Here is an 18,581-nt window from a genome sequence, read left to right as displayed (position 1 = left end):
GTTCGCGGCAGGGGACTCGGGACGGACGAGCACGTGCGGTATGGCTGGTTCGGCACTCTGACAGCGCTCGCTCAACCGGTAAAGTCCCATTCCCGCCAACGATGCGAAACCGTCACTCGGCCCCTCACTGAACCGGTCAAGGGAGTGCGCATGCTGGAGGTCACACCGCTCGGCGACGGATGGACCCTGCGGCACGGTCCGGACACGCTGCCGGCCACCGTGCCGGGCTGCGTGCACACCGACCTGATGGCGGCCGGGGCGATCCCGGACCCGTTCCTCGGCCGGAACGAGACCGAGGTGGCCTGGGTGGGGCGCCGGGACTGGACCTACGAGCGGCACCTCGACGGCTCGTCGGCGCAGGAGCAGACCGACCTGGTCTTCGACGGGCTCGACACCGTCGCCGAGATCTCCCTGGACGGGCGGCCGCTGGGGACCGTACGGAACATGCACCGCTCCCACCGGTTCGACGTGACGGGGCTGTCCGGGCGGCTGGCCGTGCGGTTCGTCTCCGCCTACGCCGAGGCCGAGGCCGTGCGGGGGCGGCTCGGCGAGCGGCCCGCCGCGTACGCCGAGCCGTACCAGTACGTGCGCAAGATGGCCTGTTCCTTCGGCTGGGACTGGGGGCCGACGCTGGTCACGGCCGGGATCTGGCGGCCGGTGCGCCTGGAGCACTGGTCGACGGCCCGGATCGCCCGGGTGCGGCCCCTGGTGACCGTCGAGGAGGGCACCGGGGTGGTCGAGCTGGCCGTCGACGTCGAACGGACCCGGGTGGAGGCACCGCTCGCCGTGGAGGCGTCGGTGGCCGGGGTGCGGGCCCGCGCGCAGATCGAGGGGACGGGCGGGACGCTGCGCCTGCGGGTGCCGGACCCGCAGCTGTGGTGGCCGCGCGGCTACGGCGGACAGCCGCTGTACGACGTCGAGTTGACACTGCTGCACGGCGACGAGGCGCTGGACGTGTGGCGGCGGCGCATCGGCTTCAGGACCGTGGAGCTGGACCGGCGGCCCGACGCGCACGGTACCGGCTTCACCCTCGTCGTCAACGGCGAGCGGCTCTTCGCGCGGGGCGTCAACTGGATCCCGGACGACGTCTTCCCGTCCCGGATCACCCGCGCGCGCTACCGGCGGCGCCTGGAACAGGCCGCCGCCGCGGGCGTGGACCTCGTGCGCGTGTGGGGCGGCGGGATCTACGAGAGCGAGGACTTCTACGACGCCTGCGACGCACTCGGCCTGCTGGTCTGGCAGGACTTCCCGTTCGCCTGCGCGGCCTACCCGGAGGAGCAGCCGTTGCGCGGGGAGGTGGAGGCCGAGGCGCGGGAGAACGTCGTACGGCTGATGCCGCACCCGTCGCTGGTGCTGTGGAACGGCAACAACGAGAACCTGTGGGGCTTCCGGGACTGGGGCTGGGAGCCGCGGCTGGCCGGGGACTCCTGGGGCGAGGGCTACTACCTGGGCGTGCTGCCGCGGGTGGTGGCGGAACTGGACCCGACCCGGCCGTACACGGCGGGCAGTCCCTGGTCCGGGTCGTGGCGGCACCACCCGAACGACCCGGCGCACGGCACCCACCACTCGTGGGAGGTGTGGAACCGCGAGGACTACGCCGCCTACCGGCGCGGCGTGCCGCGGTTCGTCGCCGAGTTCGGCTGGCAGGCGCCGCCCGCGTACGCCACGCTGCGCCGTGCGCTGCCCGGGGAGGACCTCGCGCCGGACTCCCCCGGCATGCTGCACCACCAGAAGGCCGACGACGGCAACGGCAAGCTGGAGCGGGGCCTCGCGCGGCACTTCGCCGTGCCGGACGGGGACTTCGACCGCTGGCACTACCTCACGCAGCTCAACCAGGCCCGGGCGGTCGCGGCCGGGATCGAGCACTGGCGCTCGCACTGGCCGGTGTGCGCGGGCACGGTCGTCTGGCAGCTCAACGACTGCTGGCCGGTGACCTCCTGGGCGGCGATCGACGGGGACGGGCGCGAGAAACCGCTGTTCCACGAGCTGAAGCGGCTGTACGCGGACCGGTTGCTGACGATCCGGGAGGCGGACGGCGGCCGGCTGGAGCTGGCCGCCGTGAACCAGGCGGCCGGGGAGTGGACGGGGACGCTGACCCTGCGGCGGATGTCCGTCGGGGGCGAGGTGCTGGGGCGGCGGAGCGTGGCACTGGCGGCCGGGGCGCGGAGTGTGGCGCGGATCGGCGTGCCGGACGAACTGGTGCCGGCGGGCCCGAAGGAGTTCCTGGTCGCGGACGCGCAGGGGCTGCGGGCGGTGCGCTTCCCGGTGCCTGACCGCGAGGTCGCCTACCCCAGGCCCGAGTTCGAGGTCGACCTCGCCCCGGAGGGGATCCGGGTGACCGCCCGCACGCTGGTGCGGGACCTGCTGCTGCAGGCCGACCGGCTCGACCCGGGGGCGCGGGCCGACCGGGGGCTGGTGACGCTGCTGCCGGGCGAGGAGGTGACCATCGGGGTGCGCGGCTGGAAGACTCCGGACGCGGAACGTGCTCGATCGGCCCTGTACTGCGTGGAGCCCACCCGATGACGGCAACGCCGACCCCCCGCGTCACCATCAAGGACGTCGCCGCGCGCGCCGGCGTGTCCAAGGGTGCCGTGTCCCTCGCCTTCAACCACAAGCCGGGCCTGTCCGAGGCCACCCGGGACCGGATCTTCCGGGCGGCGCGGGAGCTGGGCTGGGCGCCCAGCCTGACGGCCCGGACGCTGGCCGGGTCGCGGGTGGACGCGGTGGGGCTCGCGGTGTGCCGGCCGGCCCGGATGCTCGGTCTGGAACCCTGGTACATGGAGTTCGTGTCGGGCGTGGAGAGCGTGCTGGCCGAGCACTCCTGCGCGCTGCTGCTGCGGCTCGTGCGGAGCCTGGACGAGGAGGTGGGGGTCCAGGAGGCGTGGTGGCGGGGGCGGCAGGTCGGCGGCTCGATCCTGGTCGACTTCCGGGCCGACGACCCCCGGGTCGCCTTGGTGGAGCGGCTCGGGCTGCCGTCCGTCGCCGTCGGGCACCCCTCGCTGACCGGGGGGCTCACCTCGGTGTGGACCGACGACGCCACAGCCGTGCGGGAGGCGGTGCGGTACCTGGCCGCGCTCGGGCACCGGCGGATCGCCCGGGTGGGCGGGGCGGCGGACCTCGGGCACACCTCGATCCGCACGGCGGCGTTCGACGAGGCCGCGGGAGCCCTGGCGCTGGCCGGGGCGTGGCAGGTGGCGACGGACTTCTCGGGCGACGCCGGGGCGCGGGCGACCCGGTCGCTGCTGACGGCCGCGCCGCCGGACCGGCCGACCGCGATCGTGTACGACAACGACATCATGGCGGTGGCGGGGCTGTCGGTGGCGGCGGAGATGGGCCTGCGGGTGCCGGACGACGTGTCGCTGCTGGCGTGGGACGACTCGCAGCTGTGCCGGCTGACCCATCCGACACTGTCCGCGATGAGCCATGACGTGCACGGATTCGGGGCGGAAGTGGCCCGGACGCTGTTCTCGGTGATCGCCGGCGGCGAGGGGGCGGCCTCCCGTCCGGTGCCCACGCCCGTCCTGACGCCCCGGGGGTCCACGGCACCGCCGAAGGTGTGACCTTCACCGCTCCGCCCGTCAGGACTGTGCAGCTACGTTACCCACAAGTAGCATGGGACTGAGCGCGCGCTCAGCGCATCGCAGCAGCACCGCAATCCTGACCCTGGAGGAGAGCCATCGTGCCTCGTACCGTCAGGGACGTCGTCTTCGTCGACGGCGTCCGCACCCCGTTCGGCAAGGCGGGCCCGAAGGGCATCTACCACGAGACCCGTGCCGACGACCTCGTCGTGAAGGCGATCCGGGAGCTGCTGCGCCGCAACCCCGGCCTGGACCCCAAGAAGATCGACGAGGTCGCCATCGCCGCGACCACGCAGATCGGCGACCAGGGCCTGACCATCGGCCGCACCGCGGGCATCCTGGCCGGCCTGCCGCAGTCCGTACCCGGTTACTCCATCGACCGCATGTGCGCCGGCGCCCTGACCGCCGTCACCACGGTCGCCGGATCCGTCGCCTTCGGCGCCTACGACATCGCCATCGCCGGCGGTGTCGAGCACATGGGCCGCCACCCCATGGGCGAGGGCGTCGACCCCAACCCGCGGTTCGTCTCCGAGAAGCTGGTCGACGAGTCGGCCCTCTTCATGGGCATGACCGCGGAGAACCTGCACGACCGGTACCCGCAGATCACCAAGCTGCGCGCCGACGAGTACGCCGTGCGCTCCCAGGAGAAGGCCGCCAAGGCGTACGCCAACGGCAAGATCCAGGCCGACCTGGTCCCGATCTCGGTGCGCCGCACCAACGCCGAGGCCGGTGAGACGGGCTGGGGCCTGGTCACCGCCGACGAGCCGATGCGCCCGGGCACGACCCTGGAGAACCTCCAGGGCCTCAAGACCCCGTTCCGCGTCCACGGCCGGGTCACCGCCGGTAACGCGGCCGGTCTCAACGACGGCGCCACCGCCTCGCTCATCGCCTCCGAGGAGTTCGCGCGGGAGAACGACCTCCCCGTGAAGATGCGCCTGGTCTCCTACTCCTTCGCGGGCGTGGAGCCGGAGGTCATGGGCTACGGCCCGATCCCGGCCACGGAGAAGGCGCTGGCCCAGGCCGGTCTGTCGATCTCCGACATCGGCCTGTTCGAGATCAACGAGGCCTTCGCCGTCCAGGTCCTGGCCTTCCTCGACCACTACGGCATCGCCGACGACGACGAGCGCGTCAACCAGTACGGCGGCGCCATCGCCTTCGGCCACCCGCTGGCCTCCTCCGGCGTCCGCCTGATGACGCAGCTGGCCCGCCAGTTCGAGGAGCAGCCGCACGTCCGCTACGGCCTGACGACCATGTGCGTCGGCTTCGGCATGGGCGCGACGGTCATCTGGGAGAACCCGCACTTCGAGGGGGACAAGTGAGCACCACCGCCGAGCTTCTGAAGCAGGCTTCCGAACTGTTCCCGGACGAGGTCGTCACGAGTGCGCACGTACGCCACTTCGACCTCCCCCTGGGTGCGGGCCGTTTCGCCCTGATCACCCTGGACAACGGCCACGACCACACCAAGCCGACCACCTTCGGCCCGGCCTCGCTGGCGAACCTGAACGCCGCGATCGACCAGGTCGAGAAGGAGGCGGCGGACGGCGAGATCGTCGGCGTCGGCATCACCGGCAAGCCGTTCATCTTCGCGGTCGGCGCCGACCTCAAGGGCGTGGAGATCCTCAAGGAGCACGAGCACGCCCTCGCCATCGGCAAGGGCGGCCACGAGGTCTTCAAGCGGCTGTCGCAGCTGGCCGTGCCGACCTTCGCGTACTACAACGGCGCCGCGATGGGCGGCGGTGTCGAGGTCGGTCTGCACTGCACCTACCGCACCGTCTCCGCGGCCGTGCCGGCGTTCTCCCTGCCCGAGGTCTTCCTCGGCCTGGTCCCCGGCTGGGGCGGCTGCACGCTGCTGCCGAACCTGATCGGCCCGGAGAAGGCCGTCTCGGTGATCATCGAGAACAGCCTCAACCAGAACAGGCAGCTCAAGGGCAAGCAGGTCTACGAGCTCGGGATCGCCGACGCGATCTTCGAGGGCGCGGACTTCCTGGAGCAGTCGCTGATCTGGACGGCGACCGTCCTCAAGGGCGAGCTGAAGATCGAGCGCCCGGTGATCGACCGCGGCGAGGCCTGGGACCAGGCCGTCGCCAAGGGCCGCTTCATCGCCGACTCCAAGGTGCACGGCGCCGCCCCGGCCGCCTACCGCGCCCTGGACATCATCGCCGCCGCCAAGAACGGCGACCTCCAGCAGGGCTACGACGCCGAGGACCAGGCCCTCGCCGACCTGATCATGGGCGGTGAACTGCGCGCCGGCATCTACGCCTTCAACCTGGTGCAGAAGCGCGGCAAGCGCCCCGCCGGCGCCCCGGACAAGTCCCTGGCCCGCCCGGTCACCAAGGTCGGTGTCGTCGGCGCCGGTCTGATGGCCAGCCAGCTCGCGCTGCTGTTCCTGCGCCGCCTGGAGGTGCCGGTCGTGCTGACCGACATCGACCAGGAGCGCGTCGACAAGGGCGTGGGCTACGTCCACGCCGAGATCGACAAGCTGCTCGGCAAGGGCCGTATCAACCAGGACAAGGCCAACCGCCTCAAGGCGCTGGTCACCGGTGTGCTGGACAAGGCCGAGGGCTTCGCGGACGCCGACTTCATCATCGAAGCGGTCTTCGAGGAGATGGGCGTCAAGCAGCAGGTGTTCGCGGAGGTCGAGGCGGTCGCCCCGGCGCACGCGATCCTCGCCACCAACACCTCCTCGCTGTCGGTGTCGGAGATGGCCTCGAAGCTCAAGCACCCCGAGCGGGTCGTGGGCTTCCACTTCTTCAACCCGGTCGCGGTCCTGCCGCTGCTGGAGATCGTCCGCGGCGAGCAGACCGACGACGCCTCCCTGGCCACCGCGTTCGGCGTCGCAAAGAAGCTGAAGAAGACCGCGGTGCTGGTCAAGGACGCCCCGGCGTTCGTCGTGAACCGCATCCTGACCCGCTTCATGGGCGAGATCCAGAACGTCATCGACGAGGGCACCCCCGTCGAGGTCGCCGAGAAGGCCGTCGAGCCGCTCGGTCTGCCGATGTCGCCGCTGGTCCTGCTGGAGCTGGTCGGCCCGGCCATCGGCCTGCACGTCTCCGAGACGCTCAACCGGGCCTTCCCCGACCGCTTCACGGTCTCCCCGAACCTCAAGGCGGTCGTCGAGGCCGGCAAGCGCGGCTTCTACGTCTACGACAGCGGCAAGCCCGAGCTCGACCCCGAGGTCGCCGCGCTGCTGAAGCAGGGCGACACCGTCCTGACGGAGGAGCAGGTGCGCGAGCGGGTGCTCGACGCGGTGGCGCAGGAGATCGGGCTCATGCTCGACGAGGGCGTCGTCGCCGAGGCGCAGGACATCGACCTGTGCCTCATCACGGGCGCCGGCTGGCCGTTCCACCTGGGCGGCATCACGCCGTACCTGGACCGCGAGGGCGTCTCCGAGCGCGTCAACGGCAAGAGGTTCCTGGCTCCGGGCGTCGCGAGCGTCCCGGCGTAACGCGTTACCCCGGAGGGGGGTGGGGCGTACGGTAACAATCCGTGCACCCGCCCCCCTCCGCGTATGCCCGCACAGATAGGATCCTCACACAATCCGACCATTGTTTACCTGGCTCTGCCGGCCTCCACCCAAGGCCGCCGGGGTCCTCGAAGGAGTCTTCCGTGGCGTCCTCCCGCCGCCGACCGCCCGGACGCCGGGTGTGGCCCAAGATCAGGCTCCTGCTCCTCGTGGCCGTGGTGGCGGCCGGCGGCACGGCGCTGTACCCGGTGTGGAAGGCGGCCAACCCGGACCCGCCCGAACTGAAGGTCCGCTACCGCACCGACACCCCGGCGACGGCCGCCGCGGCCAAGCCGTCGCTGGAGGTCTTCAACGACACGGACAAGCCACTGCCGTTGAGCGAGGTCGCGCTCCGGTACTGGTTCACCGCCGAGGACGACGCCGCCTACGCCTTCAACTGCGTGAACGCCGTCTTCGGCTGCTCGAACGTGGCCGGGCGGATCGTCGCGATGGACAAGCCCACCGACACCGCCGACCACTACCTGGAGCTGCGGTTCACCGAGGGCGCGGGCGACCTGGAGCCCGGCGCCAACAGCAAGGGCATCGACGTCCAGCTGTTCCGCACCGACCACGAGAAGCTGAAGCAGTCCGACGACCGCTCCTTCGACGCGGAGAAGACCTCCTACAAGGAGGCCGAGGAGGTCACCGCGTACAAGCGGGGCGTCCTCGCCTGGGGCGAGGAGCCCGACGGCACGAAGGCGGGCGACGAGAAGAAGGCCACGGCGAAGACGGAGCCCGAGGCGCTGCCCGCCCCGCCGGCCGGGGTGCTGTTCGACGACTTCAGCTACCTGGGCCCCAAGGACCCCGCCCTGTTCAAGCACGGCTGGCTGGTCCGCACCAGCAAGGGCGGCCCCGGCATCGAGAACACCTGGTCGGCCGAGGGCGTGAGCTTCCCCACCGCCGAGGGCTCCCACGCCGACGGCCAGGTGCTCAACCTGCGTGCGAGCACGGACGGCACGAAGGCCGGGACGAAGCAGGCGAGCCTGGGCACGGCCGCGAGCAAGTTCCGCGACGGCACCTACGCGGCCCGCATCCACTTCAGCGACGGGCCGGCCACCGGGAAGGCCGGCGACCACGTCAACCAGACCTTCTACACCATCGGCGGCAAGGGCTCGAAGTACAGCGAGCTGGACAACGAGTACATGCCCAACGGCGGCTGGGGCCGGCCCGGCCCCAAGCTCGACACGGTGACCTGGTACGACCACAAGACCAACGACCGGGTCTACGAGACCACCAACAAGAGCCTCGACGCCTGGCACACCGTGCTGATCCGGGTGAAGGACGGCGTGGTCGCCTACTGGCTCGACGGCGAGAAGCTCTTCCTCAGCAACGGCAAGTACGCGCCGCGCGCGGACATGTCCGTCAACTTCAACCACTGGTTCATCGACCTGCCGTTCAAGGGCGAACGCGCCTGGGACATGAAGGTCGACTGGCTCTACTACAACGCGAACGACACGCTGTCGGCGGAGGAGGTCCAGGCCGAGGTGGCGGACTTCACCGGCGAGGGCAGGAACTACTTCGACACGGTTCGGGAGACCCGGTGAGGAACAGGCGGTCCGGCGCCCACAGGCACGCTGCCGAGGCAACGGAGGACAAACCGGTGGTGAGCAGGCGTTCCGCCCTGCTGATGGGCGGCGCGGGAGGCGTCGCCATGGCCGGTGCCGGCGCGTGGATGGGCAAGGTGATGGCCCAGCCGGCCGCCGCCCCCGCAGCCGAGGGAGCCATCGGAGGCCTCACCACGCCTCCCCTGTACGCCCCCTCCGGGCGCCGCCCCAAGTACCGCCGGGCCAGCTGGTCCCAGCAGTTCCAGACGGGTCACGGCTGGACGGCAGGCGGCGCGGGCACGGCCTCGGCCGAGGCGAACGACAAGACCCAGTTCGTGCGCGGCACCCAGGCGGTCCGGGTGACCACCAACGGCACGGGCAAGCAGTCCTACGTGCGCAGGACCGGCATGACCGCGATGAGCCTGAGCGGCAAGATGATCCGGCTGGTCTTCCGCGTCGACGACGTCGCCAACCTGGCCAAGATGGTCTTCTACCTGGGCAGCGGCTCGCTGGCGAACCACTTCGCCTGGACCTTCCACGTCCACTCCAAGACGTCGGCCAACTACGTCCAGTCCGGCGAGTGGGTCACGGTCCACCTCCAGTGGGCGGACGTCAACGCGGCGGCCGGGACGTACTCCATCGGCGCCGACGGCAAGCCGTCGACGAAGACCGGCTTCACGGACATGTCGTTCGCCGTGTACGACAACGCGGGCGGGCCGGTGACCTACCGGCTGCAGGCCGTGGAGCTGATCCCGGACACCGTGTCGGTCTTCCCCAAGGGCGTCGTCTCCATCACCTTCGACGACTCCCACAAGTCGATCCACGACCTGGCCCGCCCGGTCATGGACCGCTTCGGCTTCCCCGGCACGGTCTACAACATCGCCGACGCCATCGGCACCGGCAGCTTCCTGACGCTGAACCAGATGCGCTCCATGCAGGACTTCTCCGGCTGGGAGATGGCGGGCCACTCGTACGCCAACGCCGTGCACACGGCCAGCTACCCCAAGCTGACCGCCGAGCAGGCCGACGACGACTTCCGCAAGCTGCGCGAATGGCTGGTGTCCAACGGCTTCACCAGCGAGCACTTCGCCTATCCGCACGGCGCGTTCCAGAAGACCTCCGACGGTGTCCCGGTCGACCAGATCGCGAGCCGGCACTTCACCACGGCCCGGTCGATCATCTCCGAGACCATCGAGTCCTTCGCCCCGGCGATGCCCTACCGCCTCAAGGCGCTGACCGGCATCAACGACGGTACGGGCATCGGAGGTACGGCGCTATCGAAGCTGACGGGCGCGGGCGGCAAGCTCGACCGGTGCGTCAACAGCGGCGACTGGCTGATCCTCTGCCTGCACAAGGTCACCGAGGGGCCCCCGGCGACCAGCACCGAGATCGGCAGGGCCGGTCTGGAGACGCTGATGAAGGCGATCGACGACCGGGACATCCCGGTGCTGACGGTCGAGGAAGCGATGGCCTCCTACACCTGAGTCCCGCGGACGCGAAGAGAGGGGGGCGGCCTGTGAGGCCGCCCCCCTCTCTTCGCGCTGTCGCGCGGCGCTACCAGCCGCCGCCCTGTCCGTATCCCTGTCCCTGGCCCTGCCCCTGGCCGTGCTGCCAGGACGGGTCCTGGTACGGGTAGCCGCCCTGCTGGGGGTCGTGGCCCTGGTCCGGGTACGGCTGCTGGTACGGGTCGGGATGGCCGCCGTAGCCGCCGCCCTGCCACTGCTGCTGGCCGGCCGGTGCCGGGGCTCCCCAGGACACGCGCTGCTGCGGAACGGCCGCGTGGTGCTCCTCGTCGTAGCCCGGGATCGGCTGCGGCTGGGAGGGGATGCCGCCCGCCGGGCGGGGCCGGGTGCGCAGGGCCACGCCCTCCAGGCGCATCAGCTGGAGCGTCTCGGTGACCTTCTTGTCCGAGTACGGGTCCTCTTCCTCGAAGATCTCCGTCACGTCGTGCTCGTGGTCACCGGCCACCGACACCTCGACGCCGCCCTGCCGCGTGCCCCAGCTGCCCTTGTGCAGGGTGAACAGGGCGTAGAAGCGCAGCGGGGTGAGCAGCGTCAGCTGGATCACGCCGTAGACCGGCGCGAGCAGGAACATGCCGAAGCGCTTGACGAAGCCCATGCCGCGGCGCGGGAAGTCCAGGTAGCGGACGTTGCGCAGGTACCCCATGAGCACCATGAAGATGAGGTAGTCCCCGATGTGGTTCAGGAACTGCTGCGGCTTGATGATGGGCAGGATGACCATCGAGTAGAACATCGCCGAGCCGAAGACCAGCCACAGCGCGAGCTCCATGCAGGTCAGCCAGAAGGCCGGGCGGTACTTCTTCTGGTGCCGGAACGCCCACAGGGACTCGCGGAAGAAGGACTTGTTCCAGCGGACCTGCTGGCGCAGGAAGTGCGGCAGCTTCTCGGGGACGGCGGTGTAGCCCACGGCCGTCTCCTGGAAGACGACCTGACCCTCCATCAGGCAGTAGTTGGTCATGCGGCGGTCATCGCCGAAGACGGCCGGCTTGCCCAGGAACTGCTGGTTGAGGAAGTCCGGCAGGTACTTGCGCACCAGCGTGCCGCGGTAGGCGGACAGCGCGCCGCAGCAGCACAGCACCGACTTCAGCCGGGAGTAGGCGGCCCGCTCGAAGAGGAAGGAGTTGCCGTAGCGCAGGTCCTGCAGGCGCGTGAAGATGTTGCTGTCGTGGTTGAGCGCCAGCACCATGCCCGTGGAGGCCATGATCTTCTCGTCGGCCAGCGGCAGCAGCAGCTCGCGCACGGTGTCCCGGGACAGCACGGTGTCCGAGTCGACACACAGGAAGATGTCGGAGTACGGCGCGGCCTCGAAGCCCAGGGCCAGCGCCTCGCGCTTGCCCTTGTTCTCGGGCTGGACGCTGACGGTGTACTTGACGCCCTTGGCCTCGAACTCGCGGCGCAGCTTCTTCGCCGCGCGGATGCCGGAGTCGTCGGCGCTGGCGTCGTCGATGATGTGGATCTCGTTCGGCAGGCGGCTCTGCGCGAGGAGGCTGCGCATGCCCTGCTCGAACATCACCGGGTCCTCGTTGTAGATCGGGATGACCGCGGTGACCCAGGCGTTCTCCAGGTACTCCAGCTCCTCCCGCCCGGCCTTGGCCGGACGGTAGAACAGGGCGCCGAACATCTTCAGGGACAGCAGGCCCATGGCGCCCATGGAGTACAGGTGCAGCGAGCCGGCGTCGAGCCGGGTGGCGATCAGCGCGGCCAGGCCCAGGAAGACGAAGTACGAGACCTTCAGGTGCCGCCGCTTGCGGTGCGCCCGGCGGCCACCGGAGTCGACGGCTCCCGGTATGTACGTATCGTCGGCAGTCACAGCTTGACCACCCGCGGATGGTCGGCGGACTTGCCCCGGGTGTCGAACAGCGCGCGGGCCCGGTCGGCGAGCGCCTCCAGGTCGATCTCGCGGTGCGGCTGGAGCAGGATGGTGAGGTCGGCGTCCTCCGCGGCGGTGAGGTAGTCACCGGCCCGCTCGACGAGGGCGCCGTCGACCCGCCAGTCCTCGACCCGCGGGTCGAAGTAGACGAGCTCGGCACCGCGCGCGAGGAGGTGCTCGGCGACGGCGAGCGCCGGGCTCTCCCGCTGGTCGGAGATGTCCGGCTTGTACGTGACGCCGAGCAGCAGCACGCGGGAGCCGCGCACGGCCTTGCCCTGGTCGTTCAGCAGGTCGGCCGCGCGGTTGACGACGTGCACGGGCATGCGCTGGTTGATCTCCTGCGCCAGCTCCACGAACCGGAACGGGATGCCCAGCGAACGCACCTTGTACGACAGGTAGTTGGGGTCGATCGGGATGCAGTGCCCGCCGACGCCGGGACCGGGGTAGAAGGGCGCGAATCCGAACGGCTTCGTCGAGGCGCACCGGATGGCGTCCCACAGGTCGACGCCGATCTCCCGGCAGAACATCGACATCTCGTTGACGAGGGCGATGTTGACGTGCCGGTAGGTGTTCTCCAGCAGCTTGGCCATCTCGGCCTCGCGGGTGCCCTTGGCCTCGACGACACGGTTCACGAACCGCTCGTAGAGGGCGCGGGCGGCCTTGGTGCAGTCGGCCGTGATGCCGCCGACGACCTTGGGCGTGTTCTCCAGGCCGAAGGAGGCGTTGCCCGGGTCGATCCGCTCCGGGGAGAAGGCGAGGTGGAAGTCGACGCCGACCCGCAGGCCACCGGCCTCCAGGCGCGGGCGGACGACCTCGTCGGTCGTGCCCGGGTACGTCGTCGACTCCAGCACGACCAGCGTGCCGGCGCTCAGGTGGGCGGCAATGTCGTCGACGGCGGCGTGCACCGCGCCGAGGTCGGGGGCGCCGTGGTCGGTGAGCGGGGTCGGCACGCACACGACCACCGCGGCGGCGTCGGCGATGACGCCGGCCTCGTCGACGGCCCGGAAGCCCTGCTCCAGCATGGCGCGCACGTCGGCGTCGGTGATGTCGTCGACGTGCGAGCGGCCGGCGTTCAGCCCGTCGACCACCCGCCGGCTGCGGTCGAGACCGACCACCTTCAGACCCGCTGCGGCGGCGGATCTGGCCAACGGCAGCCCCACGTAACCGAGACCGACAACGACAAGATCCACCGTGGAGGATCTGCTCACGACATCATTCCCCAACCCCGTTGCCACGGCGTCGGCCAGACGCAGCAGCAACCGGCCCCCCGAGCAAAATCGAACAAGTCAGAGGAGGCTAACAAGACCTTCACTTTTTGACCATGTTCATACGAGGTGCCTCTTGTCACGCACACTTCCATACAACCCTTGACACACCTCGTGTGTCTGCTGCGACAAGAGACACGGAACGAACGGCTCCCTTCCGTTTCCGGCAGGGCCGGACCCCACGGGGTCAGACCTCCCGCCAGGCCTCCAGCGCGAGCCCCGGCTCGTCCTTGCGGCGGGTGAGCAGCAGGGTCCCGCTGGACGGCGCGAGGGAGGCGGCGACGACCTCCTCGTGCTCGTCCAGCGCCACCGACACCAGGGCGTCACCCGGCAGCCGCGGACCGGACTCCGTCCACCAGGCACCCGCCGACTCCTGCTCGGTCGGATACGCGGCGAAGGCGACCCGGCCGCTCGCCGAGCGCTGCGCGAGCACGGTGCAGTCGTGCCCCTCGATGACGCAGCGCACCGCCGAGACGGGCCCCGGCCCGGCGGCCGCGAGGAGCGCCACCGGCTTCTCACCGGGCCGCCAGGCGCACAGGTCCCCGGAGGTGTCCGTGAAGAAGACCGTGGTGCGCTCGGCGGACGTGGCGAGCGCGCACAGGGTCCCCGGGCGGGCGGCGGCCTCCACCTCACCGGCCGGCACCGGCTTCTTCCCGTCACCCTCCTGCCGCCAGTGCAGGATCGCGCCGGGCGCGGACGCGTAGAGCTCGACCAGCCCCGACTCCCCCGCCACGGGAGCCAGCCGTTCGTCGACGTCCTGCCCGCCGAGGTCCAGCCAGCCGCCCCAGCCGCCCTTCACCTTCTGGTTGCGCAGGCTCACCCCGCCGCCCGCGTTCCGGACGAAGACGTAGCCGCGGCCCGCGCCGTCGACGGCCACGGCCGGCGGTCCGGTCCGGTCGCCCTTCTTGTCCGGGTGCCCGATGGGCACCCAGTCCAGGGGCGCCAGCAGGGGCCGGAAGTGCGTGGTGTGCACCAGCCCCGACTCCCCCGGGACGGTGGGCCGCCAGGCCGCCAGGTGGGCGTAGCGGTCGGCGCCCTGTCCGACCGCCGGGCCCGGGTGCAGCTTCTGGGTGCCGCCGACGGTGCGCGGGGTGTCCTCCCAGGGGCCGCCGGGGCCGCGTTCCGCCCGGCACAGGACGGCTTCGCCGGAGGGCAGGTAGACGGTGAGGCGGCCGTCACGGCCGCGCAGGAGCCAGTCGCCGTTCACCAGTTCACTTTATGCGGGCCCAGCGGCCCGGCGCGGCCCGCCCCCGCCGCGGCCGGGCCCGCGCCGTGCGACCCTGGCCGCATGAACGTCCCGGAGCCCGTCCTCGTCGTGGTCGACGCCGCGAATGTCGTCGGATCGGTGCCGGACGGGTGGTGGCGGGACCGGCGCGGGGCCGCGGAGCGGCTGCGGGACCGGCTGGCGGCGGACGGGGTGCCGGGGGTGCCGGGGCCCGTGGAGATCGTCCTCGTCGTGGAGGGGGCGGCCCGGGGCGTGGAGTCGGTGCCCGGGGTCCGGGTGTCGTCGGCGCCGGGCAGCGGGGACGACCACATCGTCGAGACGGTGGCGTCGGCCGGCGACCGGCCCGTCCTGGTGGTCACGGCGGACCGCGAGCTGCGCGGCCGGGTCGGCGCCCTGGGGGCACGGGTCGCCGGGCCGCGTACGGTGCGTCCGTAGCGGCCCGGCGCTGCTCCGGGGAAGGGGGTCAGGGCGTCGTGCCGCCGCCCGCGGCCGGCTGCTCCTGCGCCGCGGCGCCGCGCCCGAGGCGGCTGTGCCCTCGGCCGTAGGCGAAGTACACGAGGAAGCCGGCCGCCATCCAGATGCCGAAGCGGACCCACGTCTCGGCGGGCAGGTTGATCATCAGCCACAGGGAGGCGCAGACCGACAGGATCGGGATGACCGGGACCCACGGGGTGCGGAACGCCCGGGGCAGGTCGGGGCGGGTGCGGCGCAGGACGAGCACGCCGATGGCGACGACCACGAACGCGAACAGCGTGCCGATGTTCACCAGGGCGGCGAGTTCCGTCAGCGGCGTGAAGCCGGCCAGGACCGCGATGACCACACCGAGCAGGATGGTGGGCCGGTGTGGCGTCTTGAACTTGGGGTGGACGCGCGAGAAGAACCGCGGCAGCAGTCCGTCACGGCTCATCGCGAAGAACACCCGGGTCTGCCCGAGCAGCAGGATCATGCACACGGTGGTCAGGCCGACCGCGGCCCCGAAGCTGATGAAGCCCGCGTACCACGGGTGCCCGGTGGCCTTGAACGCGTCGGCCAGGGGCGCGTCCACCGACAGCCGGCTGTAGTGCTGCATGCCGGTGACCACGATCGAGACGAGCACGTACAGCGTCGTGCAGATCAGCAGGGAGCCGAGGATGCCGCGCGGCATGTCGCGCTGAGGGTTGCGCGTCTCCTCGGCGGCCGTGGCCACGACGTCGAACCCGATGAAGGCGAAGAACACCACCGAGGCCGCGGTGAAGATGCCCATCACGCCGAAGTTGGACGGCGCCCAGCCGAACATCAGCTGGATCAGCGGCGAGTCCAGGCTCGACCCGGCCTCCACCGGCTTCTCCTTCGGGATGAACGGGTCGTAGTTCTCGCCCTTGATGAGGAACGCCCCCGCGATGATCACGACGAGCACGACCGTCACCTTGATGGCGACGACCAGCGAGGTGATCCGCGCGGACAGCTTCATGCCGAGGACCAGGATGACCGTGAGGACCAGGACGAGCGCGGCGGCGAGGATGTCGAAGCCGAAGACGTCCGAGCCCTCCCGGCTGCCCAGGGCGGCCGGCATCTCCCACCCGGCGTTGTCCATGAGCGACTGGATGTACCCGGACCAGCCGACGGCCACCACCGCCGTCCCGAGCGCGAACTCCAGGACCAGGTCCCAGCCGATGATCCAGGCGGGCAGTTCCCCGAGGGAGGCGTACGAGAACGTGTAGGCGGACCCGGCGACCGGGACCGTGGAGGCGAACTCGGCGTAACAGAGCGCGGCCAGCGCACAGGCGACGCCGGCCGCGACGAACGCCAGGGCCACCGCGGGCCCGGCGTTGTTCTTCGCGACGGTGCCGGTGAGGACGAAGATGCCGGTGCCGATGATCACACCGACGCCGAAGACGGTCAGATCCAGCGCGGACAAGGACTTCTTGAGCGCGTGCTCTGGCTCCTCGGTATCGAGGATGGACTGCTCGACCTTCTTCGTCCGGAAGAGGGTGCTGCTCACGGGGTACCTCCCACGCTTGTCGTCCTCGACATGATCGAGAGGGGGCACCGTCCGTATGCCCCGACAGCGTCGGATTCACGCCAATGGGCCGGTTTCACCACCCTCGACGGGGGTGTAACCGGCCCATTCAGCGGTACCGGGGTGGGCGTCAGTCGCGCGCGGGCTCCACGGAGTCGACCGTGGACCGCTCGTAGCGTCCGTCCAGCTTCGCGACCAGGCCGGTCACCTGCCGGGCGATGTCCGGCGCGGTCAGGCCGATCTCGGCGAGCACCTCGGCGCGGGAGGCGTGGTCGAGGAAGCGCGGCGGGATGCCGAAGTCGCGCAGCGGCACGTCGACGCCCGCGTCGCGCAGCGCCTGGGCGATGGCCGAACCGACGCCGCCCACCCGGCTGTTGTCCTCGACGGTGACGACCACGCGGTGGCCCTCGGCGAGCGGGGCCATGGCCTCGTCGACCGGTTTGACCCAGCGCGGGTCGACGACGGTCGTGGAGATGCCCTGCTTGTCGAGCAGGCCGGCGACCTCCAGGCACATCGGGGCGAGGGCGCCGACGGAGACCAGCAGCACGTCGGGCCGCTCGGTGCCGGGCTCGCGCAGCACGTCCATGCCGCCGACGCGGCGCACGGCCGGTACGGCGGGGCCGACGGCGCCCTTGGAGAAGCGGACCACGGTCGGCGCGTCGTCGACCGCGACGGCCTCGCGCAGCTGGGCGCGGACCTGGTCGGCGTCGCGCGGCGCGGCCAGCCGCAGCCCGGGGACGACCTGGAGGATCGACATGTCCCACATGCCGTTGTGGGACGCGCCGTCGGTGCCGGTGATCCCGGCCCGGTCGAGCACGAAGGTGACGCCGCACTTGTGCAGGGCCACGTCCATCAGCACCTGGTCGAAGGCGCGGTTGAGGAAGGTGGCGTACACGGCGAACACCGGGTGCACGCCGCCCGTGGCCAGTCCGGCGGCGGAGACGGCGCCGTGCTGCTCGGCGATGCCGACGTCGTAGACCCGCTCGGGGAAGCGCTTGGCGAACTTGTCCAGGCCCACCGGCTGGAGCATGGCGGCCGTGATCGCGACGATGTCCTCGCGCTCCTCGCCGAGCCTGACCATCTCCTCGCCGAAGACGGAGGTCCAGTCGGCGCCGGAGCTGGCGATCGGCAGGCCCGTGTCGGGGTGGATCTTGCCGACGGCGTGGAAGCGGTCCGCCTCGTCCTGGAGGGCGGGCTGGTAGCCGCGGCCCTTCTCGGTGAGGCAGTGCACGATGACGGGCCCGCCGAACCGCTTGGCCCGGGCGAGGGCGGACTCCAGGGCCTCGATGTCGTGGCCGTCGATCGGGCCGACGTACTTCAGGCCGAGGTCCTCGAACATGCCCTGCGGCGCGATGAAGTCCTTCAGGCCCTTCTTGGCGCCGTGCAGGGTGTCGTAGAGCGGCCGGCCGACGACCGGGGTGCGCTCCAGGACCTCCTTGGTGCGGGCCAGGAAGCGCTCGTAGCCGTCGGTGGTGCGCAGGGTCGCCAGGTGGTTGGCGAGGCCGCCGATGGTGGGCGCGTAGGAGCGCTCGTTGTCGTTGACGACGATGACGAGCGGGCGGTCCTTGGCGTCGGCGATGTTGTTCAGCGCCTCCCAGGCCATGCCGCCGGTCAGGGCGCCGTCGCCGATGACGGCCACGACGTGGTCGTCGCGCCGCATCAGCTGGTTGGCCTTGGCGATGCCGTCGGCCCAGCCGAGGACCGTCGAGGCGTGCGAGTTCTCGATGACGTCGTGCTCGGACTCGGCCTGGGAGGGGTAGCCGGACAGGCCGCCCTTCATCTTCAGCCTGGAGAAGTCCTGGCGGCCGGTGAGCAGCTTGTGGACGTAGGACTGGTGACCGGTGTCCCAGAGCACCTTGTCCCTGGGCGATTCGAAGACCCGGTGCAGGGCGATGGTGAGCTCCACCACGCCGAGGTTGGGGCCCAGGTGGCCGCCGGTCTTGGAGACCGCTTCGACAAGGAAGGTCCGGATCTCCTCCGCCAGCTGGTTCAGCTCCTCCAGGCTGAGCCGGTCCAGATCGCGCGGTCCCCTGATACGGGTCAGCAGCGGCACCCGTGCCTCCTTGCAGTAGAGCTGA

The 18,581-nt window shown here is 71.1% G+C and carries 12 protein-coding genes; 7 read left to right on the top strand and 5 right to left on the bottom strand.

What is annotated here, in order from left to right; translation table 11 throughout:
* The first annotated feature begins 150 nt into the window (after positions 1 to 150).
* The 6 genes from AC07DA_RS30450 (at position 151) to AC07DA_RS30425 (ending at position 10,108) form a co-directional block, all read left to right on the top strand.
* The gene (locus AC07DA_RS30450; RefSeq protein WP_479131455.1) at positions 151 to 2,523 is read left to right on the top strand and encodes a glycoside hydrolase family 2 protein; all 2,373 of its coding nucleotides are present in this window, start codon (positions 151 to 153) and stop codon (positions 2,521 to 2,523) included.
* Positions 2,520 to 3,560, top strand: coding sequence for a LacI family DNA-binding transcriptional regulator (locus AC07DA_RS30445; protein WP_479131454.1), 1,041 nt, complete (start codon positions 2,520 to 2,522; stop codon positions 3,558 to 3,560). The genes AC07DA_RS30450 and AC07DA_RS30445 overlap by 4 nt, the downstream gene beginning before the upstream one ends.
* Positions 3,561 to 3,679: 119 nt before the next feature.
* Positions 3,680 to 4,897, top strand: coding sequence for a thiolase family protein (locus AC07DA_RS30440; RefSeq protein WP_094052740.1), 1,218 nt, complete (start codon positions 3,680 to 3,682; stop codon positions 4,895 to 4,897).
* Positions 4,894 to 7,023, top strand: a complete 2,130-nt coding sequence (locus tag AC07DA_RS30435; protein WP_479131453.1) for a 3-hydroxyacyl-CoA dehydrogenase NAD-binding domain-containing protein — start codon at positions 4,894 to 4,896, stop codon at positions 7,021 to 7,023. The genes AC07DA_RS30440 and AC07DA_RS30435 overlap by 4 nt, the downstream gene beginning before the upstream one ends.
* Positions 7,024 to 7,184: 161 nt before the next feature.
* A complete protein-coding gene (locus AC07DA_RS30430) occupies positions 7,185 to 8,624 on the top strand; it encodes a cellulose binding domain-containing protein (RefSeq protein WP_479131452.1) in 1,440 nt (479 codons plus the stop codon).
* Between the two features lie 59 nt (positions 8,625 to 8,683).
* On the top strand, positions 8,684 to 10,108 hold the full coding sequence (locus tag AC07DA_RS30425) for a polysaccharide deacetylase family protein (protein WP_479131451.1): 1,425 nt from the start codon (positions 8,684 to 8,686) through the stop codon (positions 10,106 to 10,108).
* Between the two features lie 70 nt (positions 10,109 to 10,178).
* Here the strand turns inward: AC07DA_RS30425 and AC07DA_RS30420 are convergent, their stop codons facing one another.
* The 3 genes from AC07DA_RS30420 to AC07DA_RS30410 all read right to left on the bottom strand — a co-directional run bounded on the left by AC07DA_RS30420 (position 10,179) and on the right by AC07DA_RS30410 (position 14,486).
* Positions 10,179 to 11,954 carry a glycosyltransferase gene (locus tag AC07DA_RS30420; protein WP_479131450.1) on the bottom strand — a complete coding sequence of 592 codons (1,776 nt, stop codon included), beginning with the start codon at positions 11,952 to 11,954 and terminating at the stop codon, positions 10,179 to 10,181.
* Positions 11,951 to 13,222 (bottom strand): nucleotide sugar dehydrogenase, encoded by a 1,272-nt coding sequence (locus AC07DA_RS30415; RefSeq protein WP_479131449.1) that lies wholly within the window; start codon positions 13,220 to 13,222, stop codon positions 11,951 to 11,953. The genes AC07DA_RS30420 and AC07DA_RS30415 overlap by 4 nt, the downstream gene beginning before the upstream one ends.
* A gap of 244 nt (positions 13,223 to 13,466) precedes the next feature.
* Positions 13,467 to 14,486, bottom strand: a complete 1,020-nt coding sequence (locus AC07DA_RS30410) for a hypothetical protein (protein ID WP_479131448.1) — start codon at positions 14,484 to 14,486, stop codon at positions 13,467 to 13,469.
* A gap of 81 nt (positions 14,487 to 14,567) precedes the next feature.
* Here AC07DA_RS30410 and AC07DA_RS30405 point away from each other — a divergent pair, with 81 nt between their 5' ends.
* Positions 14,568 to 14,939 (top strand): PIN domain-containing protein, encoded by a 372-nt coding sequence (locus AC07DA_RS30405; protein ID WP_479131447.1) that lies wholly within the window; start codon positions 14,568 to 14,570, stop codon positions 14,937 to 14,939.
* A 28-nt stretch (positions 14,940 to 14,967) separates the two neighbouring features.
* Here AC07DA_RS30405 and AC07DA_RS30400 read toward each other — a convergent pair whose 3' ends face one another.
* Positions 14,968 to 16,485, bottom strand: a complete 1,518-nt coding sequence (locus tag AC07DA_RS30400; protein WP_479131446.1) for an amino acid permease — start codon at positions 16,483 to 16,485, stop codon at positions 14,968 to 14,970.
* Between the two features lie 148 nt (positions 16,486 to 16,633).
* Positions 16,634 to 18,556 (bottom strand): 1-deoxy-D-xylulose-5-phosphate synthase, encoded by a 1,923-nt coding sequence (gene dxs / locus AC07DA_RS30395; RefSeq protein ID WP_479131445.1) that lies wholly within the window; start codon positions 18,554 to 18,556, stop codon positions 16,634 to 16,636.
* Positions 18,557 to 18,581: the final 25 nt, after the last annotated feature.

This window comes from Streptomyces sp. NPDC044921, from assembly GCF_056432865.1.
This window is presented reverse-complemented; position numbering and strand designations above follow the sequence as displayed.

Coding starts and splice junctions, on each gene's coding strand:
- AC07DA_RS30450 (WP_479131455.1), top strand. CDS start 151: ATGCTGGAGGTCACACCGCTCGGCGACGGATGGACCCTGCGGCACGGT.
- AC07DA_RS30445 (WP_479131454.1), top strand. CDS start 2,520: ATGACGGCAACGCCGACCCCCCGCGTCACCATCAAGGACGTCGCCGCG.
- AC07DA_RS30405 (WP_479131447.1), top strand. CDS start 14,568: ATGAACGTCCCGGAGCCCGTCCTCGTCGTGGTCGACGCCGCGAATGTC.